This is a genomic window from Flavobacterium psychroterrae, from assembly GCF_018380615.1.
Taxonomy (GTDB): domain Bacteria; phylum Bacteroidota; class Bacteroidia; order Flavobacteriales; family Flavobacteriaceae; genus Flavobacterium; species Flavobacterium psychroterrae.
The window spans coordinates 216,259-231,187 of the sequence record NZ_JAGYVZ010000002.1 but is presented as its reverse complement, the minus strand read 5'-3'; the positions used below and the strand labels follow the sequence as shown (position 1 = coordinate 231,187).

Annotated in this window: 13 protein-coding genes; 6 read left to right on the top strand and 7 right to left on the bottom strand. The window is 33.5% G+C overall.

The window, feature by feature from the left end; genetic code table 11:
- Positions 1-11: 11 nt before the first annotated feature.
- Positions 12-2,060 (top strand): M16 family metallopeptidase, encoded by a 2,049-nt coding sequence (locus KHA90_RS02840; RefSeq protein ID WP_213295058.1) that lies wholly within the window; start codon positions 12-14, stop codon positions 2,058-2,060.
- 571 nt (positions 2,061-2,631) lie between these two features.
- Here the strand turns inward: KHA90_RS02840 and KHA90_RS02835 are convergent.
- Together KHA90_RS02835 and KHA90_RS02830 are read right to left on the bottom strand one after the other, a co-directional pair.
- Positions 2,632-2,865, bottom strand: coding sequence for a hypothetical protein (locus KHA90_RS02835; RefSeq protein WP_213295055.1), 234 nt, complete (start codon positions 2,863-2,865; stop codon positions 2,632-2,634).
- Between the two features lie 658 nt (positions 2,866-3,523).
- Positions 3,524-4,390, bottom strand: a complete 867-nt coding sequence (locus tag KHA90_RS02830; protein ID WP_213295052.1) for a DMT family transporter — start codon at positions 4,388-4,390, stop codon at positions 3,524-3,526.
- Between the two features lie 102 nt (positions 4,391-4,492).
- On the opposite strand from KHA90_RS02830, the gene KHA90_RS02825 reads away from it, so the two are divergent.
- Positions 4,493-4,870, top strand: coding sequence for a heavy-metal-associated domain-containing protein (locus tag KHA90_RS02825; RefSeq protein WP_213295049.1), 378 nt, complete (start codon positions 4,493-4,495; stop codon positions 4,868-4,870).
- A gap of 125 nt (positions 4,871-4,995) precedes the next feature.
- Positions 4,996-5,457: a VOC family protein gene (locus tag KHA90_RS02820; protein ID WP_213295046.1), complete on the top strand. Its 462-nt coding sequence runs from the start codon at positions 4,996-4,998 to the stop codon at positions 5,455-5,457.
- An 86-nt stretch (positions 5,458-5,543) separates the two neighbouring features.
- Here the strand turns inward: KHA90_RS02820 and gldD are convergent, their stop codons facing one another.
- From gldD to mutY, 4 genes are read right to left on the bottom strand one after another with little or no spacing between them, the layout of a single operon-like run.
- Entirely contained in the window at positions 5,544-6,104 is a 561-nt protein-coding gene (gldD, locus tag KHA90_RS02815; protein WP_213295042.1) for a gliding motility lipoprotein GldD, read from the bottom strand.
- Positions 6,105-7,397 (bottom strand): gliding motility-associated protein GldE, encoded by a 1,293-nt coding sequence (locus tag KHA90_RS02810; RefSeq protein ID WP_213295039.1) that lies wholly within the window; start codon positions 7,395-7,397, stop codon positions 6,105-6,107.
- Between the two features lie 23 nt (positions 7,398-7,420).
- Positions 7,421-7,861: a single-stranded DNA-binding protein gene (locus KHA90_RS02805; protein WP_213295037.1), complete on the bottom strand. Its 441-nt coding sequence runs from the start codon at positions 7,859-7,861 to the stop codon at positions 7,421-7,423.
- Between the two features lie 37 nt (positions 7,862-7,898).
- Positions 7,899-8,945: an A/G-specific adenine glycosylase gene (gene mutY, locus KHA90_RS02800; RefSeq protein ID WP_213295034.1), complete on the bottom strand. Its 1,047-nt coding sequence runs from the start codon at positions 8,943-8,945 to the stop codon at positions 7,899-7,901.
- Between the two features lie 140 nt (positions 8,946-9,085).
- On the opposite strand from mutY, the gene KHA90_RS02795 reads away from it, so the two are divergent.
- The 3 genes from KHA90_RS02795 (at position 9,086) to KHA90_RS02785 (ending at position 12,406) form a co-directional block, all read left to right on the top strand.
- Complete coding sequence (locus KHA90_RS02795; protein ID WP_007805026.1) at positions 9,086-9,376, top strand: HU family DNA-binding protein; 291 nt, start codon at positions 9,086-9,088, stop codon at positions 9,374-9,376.
- A gap of 388 nt (positions 9,377-9,764) precedes the next feature.
- Complete coding sequence (locus KHA90_RS02790) at positions 9,765-11,309, top strand: Rne/Rng family ribonuclease (protein WP_213295031.1); 1,545 nt, start codon at positions 9,765-9,767, stop codon at positions 11,307-11,309.
- A 305-nt stretch (positions 11,310-11,614) separates the two neighbouring features.
- Positions 11,615-12,406: a hypothetical protein gene (locus KHA90_RS02785; protein ID WP_244860234.1), complete on the top strand. Its 792-nt coding sequence runs from the start codon at positions 11,615-11,617 to the stop codon at positions 12,404-12,406.
- 125 nt (positions 12,407-12,531) lie between these two features.
- Here KHA90_RS02785 and pbpC read toward each other — a convergent pair whose 3' ends face one another.
- Positions 12,532-14,907, bottom strand: a complete 2,376-nt coding sequence (gene pbpC, locus KHA90_RS02780; protein WP_213295028.1) for a penicillin-binding protein 1C — start codon at positions 14,905-14,907, stop codon at positions 12,532-12,534.
- Between the last annotated feature and the right edge of the window lie 22 nt (positions 14,908-14,929).

Sequence of the window (14,929 nt, the reverse complement as noted above, 5' to 3'; positions counted from 1 at the left end):
GCTATCGAATCATGAAAAAAGTACATACATTTTTAATCCTTTTATTCCTCACTGGAATTATGCAAGCACAAGATCGTCCACAACCAAAACCAGGCCCTTCGCCAGTAGTCAACATCAAAAAACCGCAAACTTTTGTTTTGGCAAACGGCATGAAAGTTTTGGTAGTTGAAAACCATAAATTACCAAGAGTAAGTTTTAATCTAACTTTAGACAATGCTCCTTTTACCGAAGGAAACAAAAAAGGCGTTGATGAATTAACAAGCAGTTTAATTGGTAACGGAACTAAAAAAACAACCAAAGAAGCCTTTAACGAAGAAATTGATTTTTACGGTGCAAATATTAATTTTTCCTCTTCCGGAGCTTATGCAAGTGCCCTTTCTAAATATTCAGGACGTGTTTTAGAGCTTTTAGCCGAAGGCGCTTTACAGCCTAATTTTACTCAGACTGAATTTGATAAAGAGAAAGCAAAATTAATTGAAGGGCTTAAAGCCGATGAAAAAAGCGTTCCGGCAATTGCAAGCCGTGTTGTTGATGTTTTAGCTTTTGGAAAAAATCATCCTTCAGGAGAATATATCTCAGAAGAAACAGTAAAAAACGTAACTCTTGCCGATGTTCAGGCAAATTACGCCACTTATTTTGTACCTGAAAATGCTTATTTAGTCATCATTGGCGATATTAAATTTAAGGAAACCAAAGCCGCTGTTGAAAAACTTTTTAGCGGATGGAAAAAACAAGCTGCGCCAAAAAATACCTATCCAAATCCGGAGAATGTTGCTAATCTTCAAATTGATTTTGTAGATGTTCCAAACGCCGTTCAATCTGAAATTTCATTGGTCAATACCGTGAATTTAAAAATGAGCGATCCTGATTTTTTTCCTGCCGTAATTGCAAATCAAATTTTAGGAGGAGATTTCAATAGTTACCTAAACATGAATTTACGCGAGGAAAACGCCTGGACATACGGCGCAAGTTCAAGCATTGGAGCCGGAAAATATGTAACGAAATTCAAAGCATCGTCTGCCGTTAGAAATACGGTTACAGATAGTGCCGTCGTTCAATTTATAAAAGAAGTGAAAAGAATCAGAACAGAAAGAGTTCCTCAGGAAGTTTTAAGAAACGTAAAAGCAGGATACATTGGCCGATTTGTAATGCAGGTTGAAAAACCGCAAACTGTCGCCCGATATGCCTTAAACATTGAAACAGAAAAACTTCCGGCAGATTTCTACGAAAAATATATTCAGACTATAAACAATGTTACGGCTGACGATATTTATCGTGTTGCCAATAAATACTTTTTATTAGATAATATCCGAATTGTAATTGCAGGAAAAGGTTCTGATGTAATCGCAGGTTTAGAAAAATTACAGATTCCGATTTACTATTTTGACAAATACGGAAATCCTGTTGAAAAACCTGTTGCTAATAAAGAAGCTCCGGCTGGAATTACTGCAAAAACGGTTTTCGAGAATTACCTTAAGGCAATTGGCGGAGAAAAAGCAGTTTTAGCTGTAAAAACGCTGGCAATGACAGGAACTACAACGGTTCCTCAAGCTCCGGGACCTTTAACTTTTACCTCTAAATTAGATTCTAAAGGTAAAATGATGGTTTCCCTGGCAATGGGAACGATGAATTTAATGAAACAGGTTGTAAATGAAAAAGGTGCTTATATCGAACAACAAGGACAACGCAAAAATCTTGAAGGTGCTGATCTTGCAGACATGAAAGCAAACGCTGCTCCTTTTGAAGAATTACAATTACAAAAAAGAACAGACTTAAAAGTTGACAGAATCGAACCTATTAACGGAAGCGATGCTTATGCGATAATCGATGGCAAAACAACGTATTTCTACGATGTAAAATCAGGCTTAAAAGTGGCAGAATCTAAAGTTCGTGAACAAGGCGGAAAATCATCGGCACAAATAACAAACTTCAACGATTATAAAGATGTAAAAGGCATTAAAGTTCCTTTTAACTTAGTTCAGAATGTTGGTTTTGAATTGGATATTAAAATGTCTGATATTAAAATAAACGAAGGAGTTTCTGAGAAAGATTTTCTTTAAGAAGGTTCAAAGGCGCAGAGGTTCAAGGTAGAAAGGTTTAAATATTGAAAAAATCCTTTTTCTACTCCGTTAGGAGTTTAATATTGGTAGAAAAAATTAAAACGAAATAAGAAAATGTCCCGTAGGGACTAAACGATATTTTACAATAAAATATAATTGTCATGCTGAGCGGATTCGAAGCCCGTTTCCAATTTGATCGCGCAGGTATAATCCCTACGGGATAAAAATTTTGTGGTTTAATTATATTTTCTACCAATATGTAATCTCTCCGAGATAGAACAATAAATTAATTATTTAGCAAAATCCATATTTTTACTCCTTTAGGAGTTTAATGTTGGTAGAAAATATTGGTAGAAAAAAATGAAAACGAAAATAAAATTATTGCAAATCAAATCCGTTTTTATCAGTGTTTTTACGAAGTAAATCTGTTTTATCCGCGTCAAAATTAGACGCTGATTTTACTGATTCGCTAAAGCAAAAACGCTGATAAAAAAGGATTTTTTTTTAATTACAAACTAAATTTTTTAAAAAGCAAGAAAGGCTGTCAATTACGACAGCCTTTCTTGTTTAATTACTCAACATCTAAATAAGGATTTAAAATTTCGGCTAATTCGTTTAACCAATAAAAACCATTTTCGAGACTTGTTTTTTCTGTTTCCAGAGTTTCACAATCTCGCATAATACTTAAAGCTAGAATGTAATTCACTTTTCGAATTGTTTTTGCCATAAGTTGAGGATCAATTGAATTTTTGAAAAAATCAGCCAATCTTAATTCCATTTCCTTTGAAAGCGTGTTTGTACTCATAATTTTGACGGTTAAGGAGTAAAAAACCCGCATGGCTTAGATGTTCCTACGCCGTCAAAGCGCGTTACAGTTGTTTCCAATACCGCCACCATACCACACGGGCAAAATTTCTTTGAACTCATAATTATTGACTATTTAGGATTACGAAGATACCTAAAACTTTTAAATAAGTAGGAATTTTCAATCAATAATTATAAAATTATAAAAACCGCATCGCTAAGCTGTCCTACGCCTTTCAGAGCGTTGCGATTGTTTCCAATACCGCCAACTACAATGCGGGTAATTTTTTTATACACAAAGTATGTCATTTAGACGAAGGAGAAATCACACTAGAAACTCCGCGCCAAAAATCGCCAATCTTTGTCGAATATCTGATGTGATTTCTCCTCCGTCGAAATGACAAAACTACATGTCCATCGAAATGAAACAAACTACATGTTCGTCGAGATGAAACAAATCCATGTCCGTCGAAATGAAAAACTACATGTTCGTCGAGATGACAAACTTAACAAAAATATCCTTATGAAAATGATTGTCATAGCCCCGATAGAAGTGGAAATCCTTTTATTTTTTTCTTTAAAAAATAAAAGATTGAAACGGATAGCGGGATTAGCTCCTAAAAAATATTAAAAACACTAAATAGCATTTCAAAAAAACTTTATTTCTTAGCCGATAAATAAACACCAATTAAAATAATAAACGCTCCAAAAAACTGAATTGGCGTTAGCATTTCGTTATCTAATAATCCCCAGAAAAATGCTACTATCGGAATCAAATAGGTTACCGATGTTGCAAATACGGGCGATGACATTTGGATCAATTTAAAAAACACAACATTTGCTATTCCGGTTCCTAAAACACCCAGAATCATTACAAAATAAATGGAATGTTGCGTGATATCAATATTTATTCGTTGCGAAATATCGGTTGTACTTAAAATAATTAATGCAGGCAATAGCAAAACTGCAAAGTTTCCTGTTGTAATACTCAAAGAATTTAAATCGGATAAATATTTCTTGATTAAATTGACATTGATTGCATAACAAATCGTGGCAATTACAACCAAAACTACATAATAATAATTTTGCCCGGGATGAGCCGATGCGCCGCTTAAAACCAAAAGCAAACAACCTATCAAACCTACAAAAACGCCCAAAACTTGTCGTTTTTGAAACTGAATCCCAAAAGCGATTATACCAAGAACTAAAGTATTTAATGGTGTAAGCGAATTTAAAATAGCTACAATTGAACTATCAACTTCGGTTTCGGCAATGGCGAAAAGATATGCGGGCGTAAAAGTCCCAAAAAGGGATGTTATGGCAACAAATTTCCATTGTCGGCGCGAAATTTTCTTCAGGCTTTTAAAACCTACAATCAATAGAAATAAAGCTGCAAAAATAATACGGAACGAACCTACCTGAACGGCTGTCAAACCAACTAAACCTCTTTTTATTAATATAAAAGAACTTCCCCAAATTAGGGAAAGGACAAATAAATAAGCCCACTTTAATTGCTTTGCATCCATAAATAGTATTTTGATGCAAATTTGTAATAATTTTATGGACTGACCACTTCCTTTTTATTAATTTTGCAAGGAACACAACTAATCAATTAAAAATCATATATAATGAAATTTACAAAAATCATAGCCACTTTCGCCATCGCGAGTTTAGTATTAGTTAGCTGCAAAAAAGAAGAAGATAAAAATCTTGCAAATATAAAAGCAGTAGAAACAACCACTAAAGAACACAAAGCAATTGCTGCTGAAAATGTTCAAACTGCAAGTTTCAAGATCGAAGGAATGACTTGTGCAATGGGTTGTGCAAAAACAATCGAAAAAGAATTAGCTGATTTAGACGGCGTAGAAAAAGCAACTGTGGATTTTGATAAAAAAACGGCGACTGTTGTATTTGATAAAACGGTTCAAAATCAAGATAATTTCACAAAAGTTGTTCAGGCAACAGGAGACGGAAAAACTTATAAAGTTTTGAATACTAAATCGTAGTTCTAAAAAGGATTTCAAAAAAAATACAATTTAGACAGTAGTAAATTTAGCTTTACTACTGTTTTTTTTTGTGAATGTTTTGCAAAATTATACTTTAGCTTATATCAACACAGATAAATAAAATAATGGAACTTAAATTTAGCCATATAGATATTCTGGTAAAGGATCTCCAGGAAGCTTGCGACTATTACGCAAAAATCCTTGGAGCTGAAATCTCAAAAAAATTCATTTGGGAGAGAGACGAACTACACGTTACCTATGCAGTTGTGAGAATTGGTCAGGAAAGATTTATGCTTGTTCAGCCCTTTTCCGGAAATTTAAAAACACTATTAGATACAAAAGGCGAAGGAACTATTTACCGTCACTGCTACTCTACTCCTGATATCGAAGTTGCTTTTGACGAATTGATAAATTCAGACGTTCAGCCAGAAGATGAAAACGGAAATCCTTTGTCAAAAAAAAGCCTTAATTCTCCAAGCGGAGTGAGAATTATTTGGCTTCCAAAACGTTTTGGAGAATTCTCGATTGAAATACTTGAAGAAGCAGGGCTTCAGGATTTTATTACCGACGCTTTTTCGGCTTCTTAAAGTAAAAAAAGAGGATTTAATCGTCTATTAAACATATAAAAAAAGGACACTCACTTTGAACGTCCTTTTTTATACTTTTTATTTTTTTATTTCCACTTCAAAGTCTCCATCAATCTTTGCATATCATTTTTGATGTAACTTGCTGCCGGCATAATCGAATCAAAGTTAGGTTTTGCATAAAAATAAACAGATCCGGTTATAAAATGTTTTGTACTATCTGTTACATAAAATTGAGAGTTTGTGGCTGCGTTTCCGTCAACTTGATAAAACATACCGTAAACCTTTTTTTGCGGGTTTAAATACGGCTGTTCTAATATATCATCGGCTTTTATAACATGCTCATAGGTAAGTTTTTGTGCATCTTTAAGCAATTTTTCGATATTGCCATTTACAGGTTTGTATGTCAGGTAAATTGTGGCTTTCATTTTAGGATATGTAATTGCAAATCCGCAATCTTTTTCACCTTTAATAACCGCTGCTTCGTTCATTTCAAAAGCAAACGGACAATTATTTTCAAAACTAACATATTTTGCTTCCGGATAATCTAAACGCAGAAAACTTGCCGGCTTTGGCACTACATCATCTTTACAACTTAAAACAGTCAATGCCAGTAAAATTGTTGCTATTGAAATTGTTTTTTTTAACATTTAATCTATTGTTACTTTTATTTGTTTTACACGCTTTTTATCAACCGTTTCTATAGTAAAAATGCAGTTTTCGAAAGCTACTTTTTGATCTTTTTTAGGGAAATTACCCAGAATTTCTAAAATAAAACCGGCTAATGTTTCGGCTTCGCCTTTGTGAGATTCAAAAATATCTTCGTTAACATCAACGATTCGGTAAAAATCCTTCATGTTTATTTTTCCTTCAAACAGAAAATTCTTTTCATCTATTTGAGAATAATTCAAATTTTCATCATCAAACTCATCGCTTATATCTCCTACTATTTCTTCAATAACGTCCTCTAAAGATACTAATCCGGAAGTGCCGCCATATTCATCAACCACAATTGCAAGATGACTTTTAAGGCTTTGAAAATCCTTTAATAAATTATCCAGCTTTTTATTTTCAGGAACAAAAAAAGCTTCTCTTATTAATGATGACCAATCAAACTCTTCGTTATCAATATAGGGCAATAAATCTTTAACAAACAAAACGCCTTCAATCTGATCTATATTATCGCGATAAACAGGAATTCTTGAAAATCCTTTTTCGATTATTTTCGGGCAAATTGTCTTAAATGATTCTGATATTTCTAATGCAAAAATATCAATCCTCGGACTCATTACTTGTTTTGTATCTGTGTTCCCAAAAGAAACAATTCCTTCCAGTATTTTTTGTTCTTCGCTTGATGTTCCTTCAGAATCTGTAAGTTCTAAGGCTTGTGAAAGCTGATTTATTGAAAAGCTGTTTTTTTGTTTCCCCAATTTGTTGTGCAAATATAGCGTAACGCTACGCATAGGCAAACTTATTGGCGAGAGTAATGTATCCAGAACAGCGATAGGGTATGCAACGCGTTTTGCGAATTTTATATTGTTACGGCTGGCGTAAACTTTTGGCAAAACTTCACCAAATAATAAAATCAGGAAAGTAACCACGATTATTTCGAGGATAAACTTAAAAACCGGAGAACTTATATGGGCAAAAATATTTTGTCCTATAAAGGAGAATAAAATTACAACTCCTATATTAAAGAAATTATTGGCTACTAATAAGGTGGCTAAAAGTTTTTTTGGTTTGTCTAAAAGATTGGAAATAATTTTTCCTTTCGGATTATTATTCTGTAAAGTTTCATCAATGTCTTTTTGGGATAAAGAAAAAAGTGCAACTTCGGCACCTGAAACAATTGCCGATAAAAACAGCAGGATAAATATTCCGACAAAACCAATTATTAAATTGATGTCTAATGTTTTAAGAAATAAACTGGGCTCCGGGTCCAAATTAAAAAAGATTAGTTAAACAATCAAAAAGGTAAATCATTTATTGGTAAACCTTCGTTTGTGGCATCAAAGTTAGTGTTTTTTGCTGGTTCTGGTTCCTGATGTGGTTTATGATTTCCAGTTTCTTTTTTGGTAGTCAGGAAAGTAAATTCGGTAACCTGAATTTCGGTTGTATATTTTGTAGTTCCGTCTTCTGCCTGCCATTGACGGGATTTTATACGTCCTTCAATATATATTTTATCTCCTTTAGAAAGGTATTTTTCACAAATTTCTGCTGCTTTGTTACGTACAACTAAATTGTGCCATTCTGTAGAAGTTATTTTTTCATTCGTCGTTTTATTGATATAAACCTCATTTGTAGCCAACTGAAAACGCCCAATGCAATTTCCACCATCAAAATAGTGCATTTTTACATCGTCGCCCAAATGCCCAATTAGCATAACCTTATTTAATGTTCCGTTCATAGTTTATTATATGGATTTATCTCAAAGATACATTTTTTTAGCAAATTATTTCCTGCTTTTCTATAAAATTATAAATCACAATAGGAAACGGAAAAGTCTTTAATTTACTGGCATTCAATCCATTTTCTATTATCTCTGCAATTTTAACTTTCCAAAACTGAATATGAAGATGTTGATGTGAAAGCTTATGAATTACAGTCGTTTCAGTACATTCTTCTATACTTAATACAGTATAAGATGTAAAAAATTGATTTTTAACCGCATCCGAAACCACATCAAAACCCACTATTTCAGTAGTTTCAAAAAGTGGAAACTCATATAAGTTGTGCCAAATTCCCTTTGAAGTTCTTTTTTGAATTAGAGTATTTCCTGAAGGATCTTCTAAAATCAAATAATTAAAGAAACGATTTGTCACTTTCAACTTTTTAGACTTCACGGGCAAAACCGAAACTTTCTTTTTTTGAAGCGCCAGGCAACTATCATTAAAAACACAAATGGTACAATCAGGACTTTTAGGAACACATTGCAAAGCGCCAAACTCCATAATTGCCTGATTAAAAATCGCAGGGTTATCTTTTGGCATTAATTCATGTGCAATCTCGATAAATTCTTTTTTAGTTGCGGGCAAAGAAATATCAGATTCAATATCAAAATAACGGGAAAGTACACGAAACACATTTCCGTCAACAACCGGAACTGCTTCATTATATGAAAAAGAAGCAATTGCGGCGGCGGTGTATTCACCAACTCCTTTTAATTTTAATAACTCTTTATAGGAGTCAGGAAAAATTCCGTTTAACTCATTTGCTACATATTGAGACGTTTTATGCAAATTTCTGGCTCGGGAATAGTATCCTAATCCCTGCCAAAGTTTCAAAACCTGCTCTTCTGATGCATTTGCCAGATCAAATACAGTAGGAAATTCCTTTGTAAAAGAGAAAAAATAAGGCGTTCCCTGCGCAACTCTAGTCTGTTGCAACATTATTTCTGATAGCCAAATATGGTAAGGATTGGTGGTTTTTCGCCATGGTAAATCACGTTTGTTTTGTAAATACCATTTTATCAATATGTTAGGAAAATTCATTGCAAAATACTTAGAATACAAAAGTAAATGTTTATGTAATTAAAATTTAACGAATTAGCTTGATTAATTATTTTTTTAATTCCTATATTTGCAAACTCAAAAAAATAGTACACCATTTATAAAATAAAATAGGAAAGAAAATGACGAAAGCAGATATCGTAGCGAAAATTTCAGAGAAACTAGGTCTTGAAAAAGGAGATGTTCAAGCAACAGTAGAAACTTTTATGGAAGAAGTTAAAACTTCATTAGAAACTGGAGACAATGTTTACCTAAGAGGATTTGGAAGTTTTATCGTAAAAACCAGAGCTGAAAAAACAGGTAGAAACATTTCTAAAAACACCACTATCAAAATTCCAGCACACAACATTCCTGCATTCAAACCTGCAAAAGTTTTTGTAGAAGGAGTAAAAACGAATAACGAAGCAAAATAATACTATTAATTAATCATAAAATCGACACGATATGCCAAGTGGTAAAAAAAGAAAGAGACATAAGGTAGCTACGCACAAAAGAAAAAAAAGAGCGAGAGCTAACCGTCACAAAAAGAAAAAGTAGTTTTAAACTACTTTTTTCTTTTTAAACGTTCATTGAAATTGGAATTTAGTCTCAGTGCCCAGTCACAGTCTGCAGCGTAAGAACTGCCAACTGATACTGAAAAACTGCTAACTAAAATCCCCCGGGTTCAATACCTGTTAAAAATATTGTTTAATCCATCTGTAGATAAGATTTTAGATTTTGGATTTTAGATTTTAGATTTTTATAATCTATATTCTTTTCTCTATACTCTATTTTCTGAAAAAACAGATAAAAATTTACAGTGTGAATAAAGAATTAATCATTAGATCTAGTTCTGAAGCCGTAGATTTTGCCTTATTAAAAGATGGAAAACTAATTGAATTACACAAGGAAGAAGAGAAAAGCAACTTTCAGGTTGGTGATATTTTTATTGCCAAAATACGAAAACCCGTTGCTGGACTTAATGCTGCTTTTGTAAATGTAGGCTTCGAAAAAGATGCTTTTTTACATTATCACGATTTAGGACCTAACTTAGCTTCCCAACTGAAATTCATAAAACTTGTAAGCGCAGGTAAAATAAAAGATTTCTCCCTAAAAACCTTTCAGTTTGAAAAAGAGATTGACAAAGATGGCATCATTACTGATATTTTAAGTGCCAATCAATCTGTTTTAGTTCAAGTTGTAAAAGAACCTATATCTACCAAAGGTCCAAGAATAAGCGCTGAGCTTTCATTGGCAGGAAGATTTATTGTTCTCGTTCCGTTTTCTGACCGCGTTTCTATTTCTCAAAAAATAGAAGACAAAAAGGAAAAGGATCGTCTAAAAAAACTTGTTCTATCAATCAAACCTAAAGGATTTGGTGTTATTGTTCGCACAGTAGCCGAAGGCAAAAACGTAGCCGAATTAGAAAAAGATTTGCAGAACCTGCTTAGCAGATGGACTGCAATGTGTAAAAAATTACCAACTGCTCATCATCCTTCAAAAGTATTGGGAGAACTCAACAGAGCTTCCTCAATATTAAGAGATGTATTCAATGATACCTTTAGTGGTATCCAGATAGATGACGAAGAGTTGTTCCACCAAACGAAGGAATATCTGCAAGAAATTGCACCTTCAAAACAATCGATTGTAAAGTTTTATCAATCAAATGACACTCCAATTTTCGAGAAATACAATATAGAGAGACAAATCAAAACTTCATTTGGACGTACAGTTTCCATGAGTAAAGGCGCATATCTTATTATTGAACATACTGAAGCTCTTCACGTTATAGACGTAAATAGCGGAAACCGTTCAAATAAGGCGACCAACCAGGAAGATACAGCCATGGAGGTGAATATGATTGCTGCTGCTGAAATTGCCAGACAACTTCGTTTGCGTGATATGGGCGGAATAATTGTAGTTGATTTTATCGATATGTCTAATCCTGAAAACAGGAAAGTCTTGTTCGACTTCTTGCGAGAAGAAATGAGCGACGATAAAGCAAAGCATAAAATCTTACCGCCTAGTAAATTTGGCTTGGTTCAAATTACCAGACAACGTGTAAGACCAGAAGTAAATATTAAAACCAGAGAAGAAGATCCAAACAATGAACATGGCGAAATTGAAGCGCCAATTTTAATCATTGACAGAATCAAATCTGATCTGGACAGACTTTTAAAAACCCACATGGGTGTTGTACTTAATGTACATCCATTTGTGGCTGCATACCTCAGTCAAGGTTTTCCATCATTACGTTCAAAATGGTTTTTTGAGCATAAGAAATGGGTGAAAATCATACCTCGTGACGCTTACACGTACTTAGAATACCATTTCTACGATAAAAAAGGAAATGTTATTTCAGAATAAAAATCAAAACCGCCTCTCGTCCCGATAACAATCTGGAGATTGGCGGTTTTTTTGTGCTTCATTGTGAGAAAAGAAACAATCTCACTTTACATTTTTAATTTTTGGAATTTGGAATTTAAAATATTGGAATTTGTTTTATTTAGGAGCAATTTCCAGCTATCCGTTTCAATCTTTTGTTTTTTAAAGAAAAAAACAAAAGGATTTCCACTTCTATCTGGGCTAGACATCAGTTTTCAAAATTAAATTATATAAACTTTGTTCCTAAATACTTTCTTACATTTGATAAAAATTATATACCAGTAAAAATGCTATTAAATATATCTCAGCCTTATTTTCAAAAAAAATATTATTATTTACTTCTTGTTTTAACCTTCTTTACAATTAAATCCTCGGCTCAAAATGACACTATTTATTTTGATCAAAATTGGAAAAACGCCGTAAAAAATTCTGCCACTTATTACAGAATCAAACCTTTAAAAATAAAAACAAAAAAAGCAGTTGGATATAATATCACACGCTTAGATTCTGTTTACGTTATAAATGATTATTATACAAAAACTAATAAACTCCAGTTTGAAGGGTTTTCTGAAGATAAAGAAGCGGAATATCTAGTAGGAAATGCAAAATGGTACAATGAAAATAATACTATTTTGGATTCAAGAGATTTCAACTATAAAGAAAACAATAAGAGTAAATTGGTATTCCCAAAATGGCCTATTTTATATTTAGATTATAAAATTGCAACAAAAAGCCAATTTATCGGAGGGTTAGAATTCTGTTTAGATTGTGAAAACAAAAACAAACTATTTCTAGGATTAGGTTTTGGAGTAACATCTTATAACGATACTTATTACGGTTTACCTGATTTGCATTTATCCTACAATACAGCAAAGTTTTTATTTGTAAAAGGCGGAATATCAGACAAACATGCGTATGGTTTAGCAGGAATGACAGTTTTGAATCTTTTAGATTTAGGTTTCGGTTATTCACAACCATTTAATAATGATAAAATTCCGGTAATTAAAGGTTTTACTTTTGGAGCTACTTTCAGATTTTCAACCAATCAGAAAGTATATACTCAAATCAAAATCATGTAATAAAAACCCTCGTTAATTATATCTATTACAATTTCTATTTTAAGAAACAATAAGGTTTTGGAATTTGGATCCGTGCGTTAGCGAACAGGTGAAGCAATTTAAAAAATTGGAGTTTGCTTTTACCCCTATTCCCTAACAATTTCTATTTTTCTTCTTATTTCATTACCAAAAGCATCCACAACCGTAATATAATGTATTCCGGAAGTTGGCGTAATAGGCAGTTCATGAAACGTTTTTGTTGTTGCTTTATAAACATCATCAACATACCAAAATAATTCACGATCACGTTCTGAATAGGCTACTTTAAGAATTACTGGCTGAACTTCGCTATTAAAATTCTTCGTTAAATAGATTTTACTATTCGCTTTCGGGTAAATAAAATCCATACTTGCGGTTTGTGTTCCCTGACAGTCTTCTTTAAAGGGCGGCAAAGGCAAATATTCAATATGCTGACCTTTGTAATACCAAGCCATCACGGGAGGTAAAACAAACCAATTTTTAGTTACTATATTATCAATATTTTCACAACTGCTGTTGACCTGAAATTGTTCTGTTTTATCTAAATGAACCGTTTTATGATAGGGACAAACTGCTGTAGATTTTCCTTTTTTCGGAACCCATTGCTTGATTTTTGGGCAACCTTCTTTTGCCAGATAACCACTTAAACGACAAACCTCAACCTCATCCATATCTTTATAAGGCGTTTGAAACCATCTTTGCCTTGGCAATAAATTAAAAACATCAAACAAAATAGGCGCAGCACTTGTAACTCCAGTTAAAGTTGGTCTTCCCTCGCCTGTTGCATTCCCTACCCAAATTCCCACTACATATTTCGAGTTTGTTCCAATCGCCCATGCATCCCTGTTCCCAAAACTGGTTCCGGTTTTCCATGCAATTTTCAATGAGCTGTCGTAAAACTTCCAGGCTTCATCTCCTTCAGGTCGGTTTACTTCTTCCATTGCATTATATGTCAACCAAATTGATCCCGCGCCTAATATATTTTTCTGATCACTTTCAGAACCAAAATCAGGCTCAAAATCGTTTTTATAATTTAATTCCGTGAATTCATTGGTCCGATATTTTGCATTATTTTTAGTGTAATAATTTACTGTTGAAGATAGATTAGCGTAGGTTCTGCACAAATCCCACAAATTGCTTTCGGCTCCGCCCAAAATAAGTGATAATCCGTAATGATCCGGCGTTTTATTGATATCCCTTAATTTGAATTTTTGCAATTCTTCATAAAATTTATTCACTCCAAAATCCTGCAACATCAAAACTGCCGGAATATTTAACGAACGCGACAAAGCACGATGTGCAGGAACAGCGCCATCAAAAGTCAGATTAAAATTTTGTGGAGTATAGCCTGAAATTTGAGTAGGAATATCAGCCACTAAAGTATTGGGTAATAGTTCTCCATCATCTAACATTGCCGCATATAAAAGCGGTTTTAAAATACTTCCTGTACTTCTCGGTGCATCAATAATATCAACATCTTTTTGATGGTCTTTATCTGTTGGCGCGTTGCCTACATAACTCATTACGTTTCTATTTGAAACATCAATTACTAAAATAGCTAAGTTATTGACTTCATTCTGTTTGTACTGATTGTAGTAATATTTGGCAATTTGGTTTACTCTATTTTGCAAAGCATAATCAATCGTAGTTTTTACACGTGTTCCTTCATCTTCTTTCGCGACTCTTTGCAATAGATGGGGTGCAATTTGAGGTAAATCATACGGTTTTTGAGGCAATGGTTCCTCGATAGCAAGTTCGTACGTTTGCTGATCGATTATTCCTTCATTATGAAGTTTCAGTAAAAGTCGGTTTCGTTTGCTGAGTAATTTAATCTGATTTTTACCGGGATAGATCAAACTCGGCGCATTAGGCAAAACAGCCAAAGTCGCATTTTCCGCCCAGGACAATTGATTGGATTGTACGCCAAAATAACGCCATGCAGCCATTTCGAGTCCAACGACATTTCCTCCAAACGGAGCATGAGCAGCAAATAATTCAAGAATTTCATCTTTAGAATATCCTAATTCTAATCGTGTTGCGAGAATAATTTCGATTAATTTCTCAAAATAAGTTCTTCCTTTTCCTTTTCGGGATAACCGAATCACTTGTTGTGTCAATGTACTTCCGCCTCTTACTACTTTTCCCGCTTTCCTGTTTTGCTTGATAGCATTTACCATCGCCACCGGATTAAAACCCGGGTGTTTATAGAAATATTCGTCTTCAAAATAAATAATACATTTCTTGAATTTATCAGGCACGCTGTCTTGGGCAGGAAAACGCCATTGTCCGTCTCTGGCAATTTTAGCTCCTAATAATTCGCCTTCTTTACTCTCAATAACCGTAGAATATGGTTCCTGAAATAACGTTCGGGGTATGGAGAAATAATAAATCAGCAAGAGCAAAAATGCAATTGCTGATTTTATTTTATTCTTTTTTATCCAATTTGTAATGCGTTGAAAGAACGCTATTAATTTATTTTTCAAAGCTTTTAATTTTAGCCCACGG

Excerpts from the sequence above, each read along its gene's own strand:
- KHA90_RS02840 (WP_213295058.1), top strand. The coding sequence starts at position 12 with ATGAAAAAAGTACATACATTTTTAATCCTTTTATTCCTCACTGGAATT.
- KHA90_RS02835 (WP_213295055.1), bottom strand. The coding sequence starts at position 2,865 with ATGAGTACAAACACGCTTTCAAAGGAAATGGAATTAAGATTGGCTGAT.
- KHA90_RS02830 (WP_213295052.1), bottom strand. The coding sequence starts at position 4,390 with ATGGATGCAAAGCAATTAAAGTGGGCTTATTTATTTGTCCTTTCCCTA.
- KHA90_RS02825 (WP_213295049.1), top strand. The coding sequence starts at position 4,493 with ATGAAATTTACAAAAATCATAGCCACTTTCGCCATCGCGAGTTTAGTA.
- KHA90_RS02820 (WP_213295046.1), top strand. The coding sequence starts at position 4,996 with ATGGAACTTAAATTTAGCCATATAGATATTCTGGTAAAGGATCTCCAG.
- gldD (WP_213295042.1), bottom strand. The coding sequence starts at position 6,104 with ATGTTAAAAAAAACAATTTCAATAGCAACAATTTTACTGGCATTGACT.
- KHA90_RS02805 (WP_213295037.1), bottom strand. The coding sequence starts at position 7,861 with ATGAACGGAACATTAAATAAGGTTATGCTAATTGGGCATTTGGGCGAC.
- mutY (WP_213295034.1), bottom strand. The coding sequence starts at position 8,945 with ATGAATTTTCCTAACATATTGATAAAATGGTATTTACAAAACAAACGT.
- KHA90_RS02795 (WP_007805026.1), top strand. The coding sequence starts at position 9,086 with ATGACGAAAGCAGATATCGTAGCGAAAATTTCAGAGAAACTAGGTCTT.
- KHA90_RS02785 (WP_244860234.1), top strand. The coding sequence starts at position 11,615 with ATGCTATTAAATATATCTCAGCCTTATTTTCAAAAAAAATATTATTAT.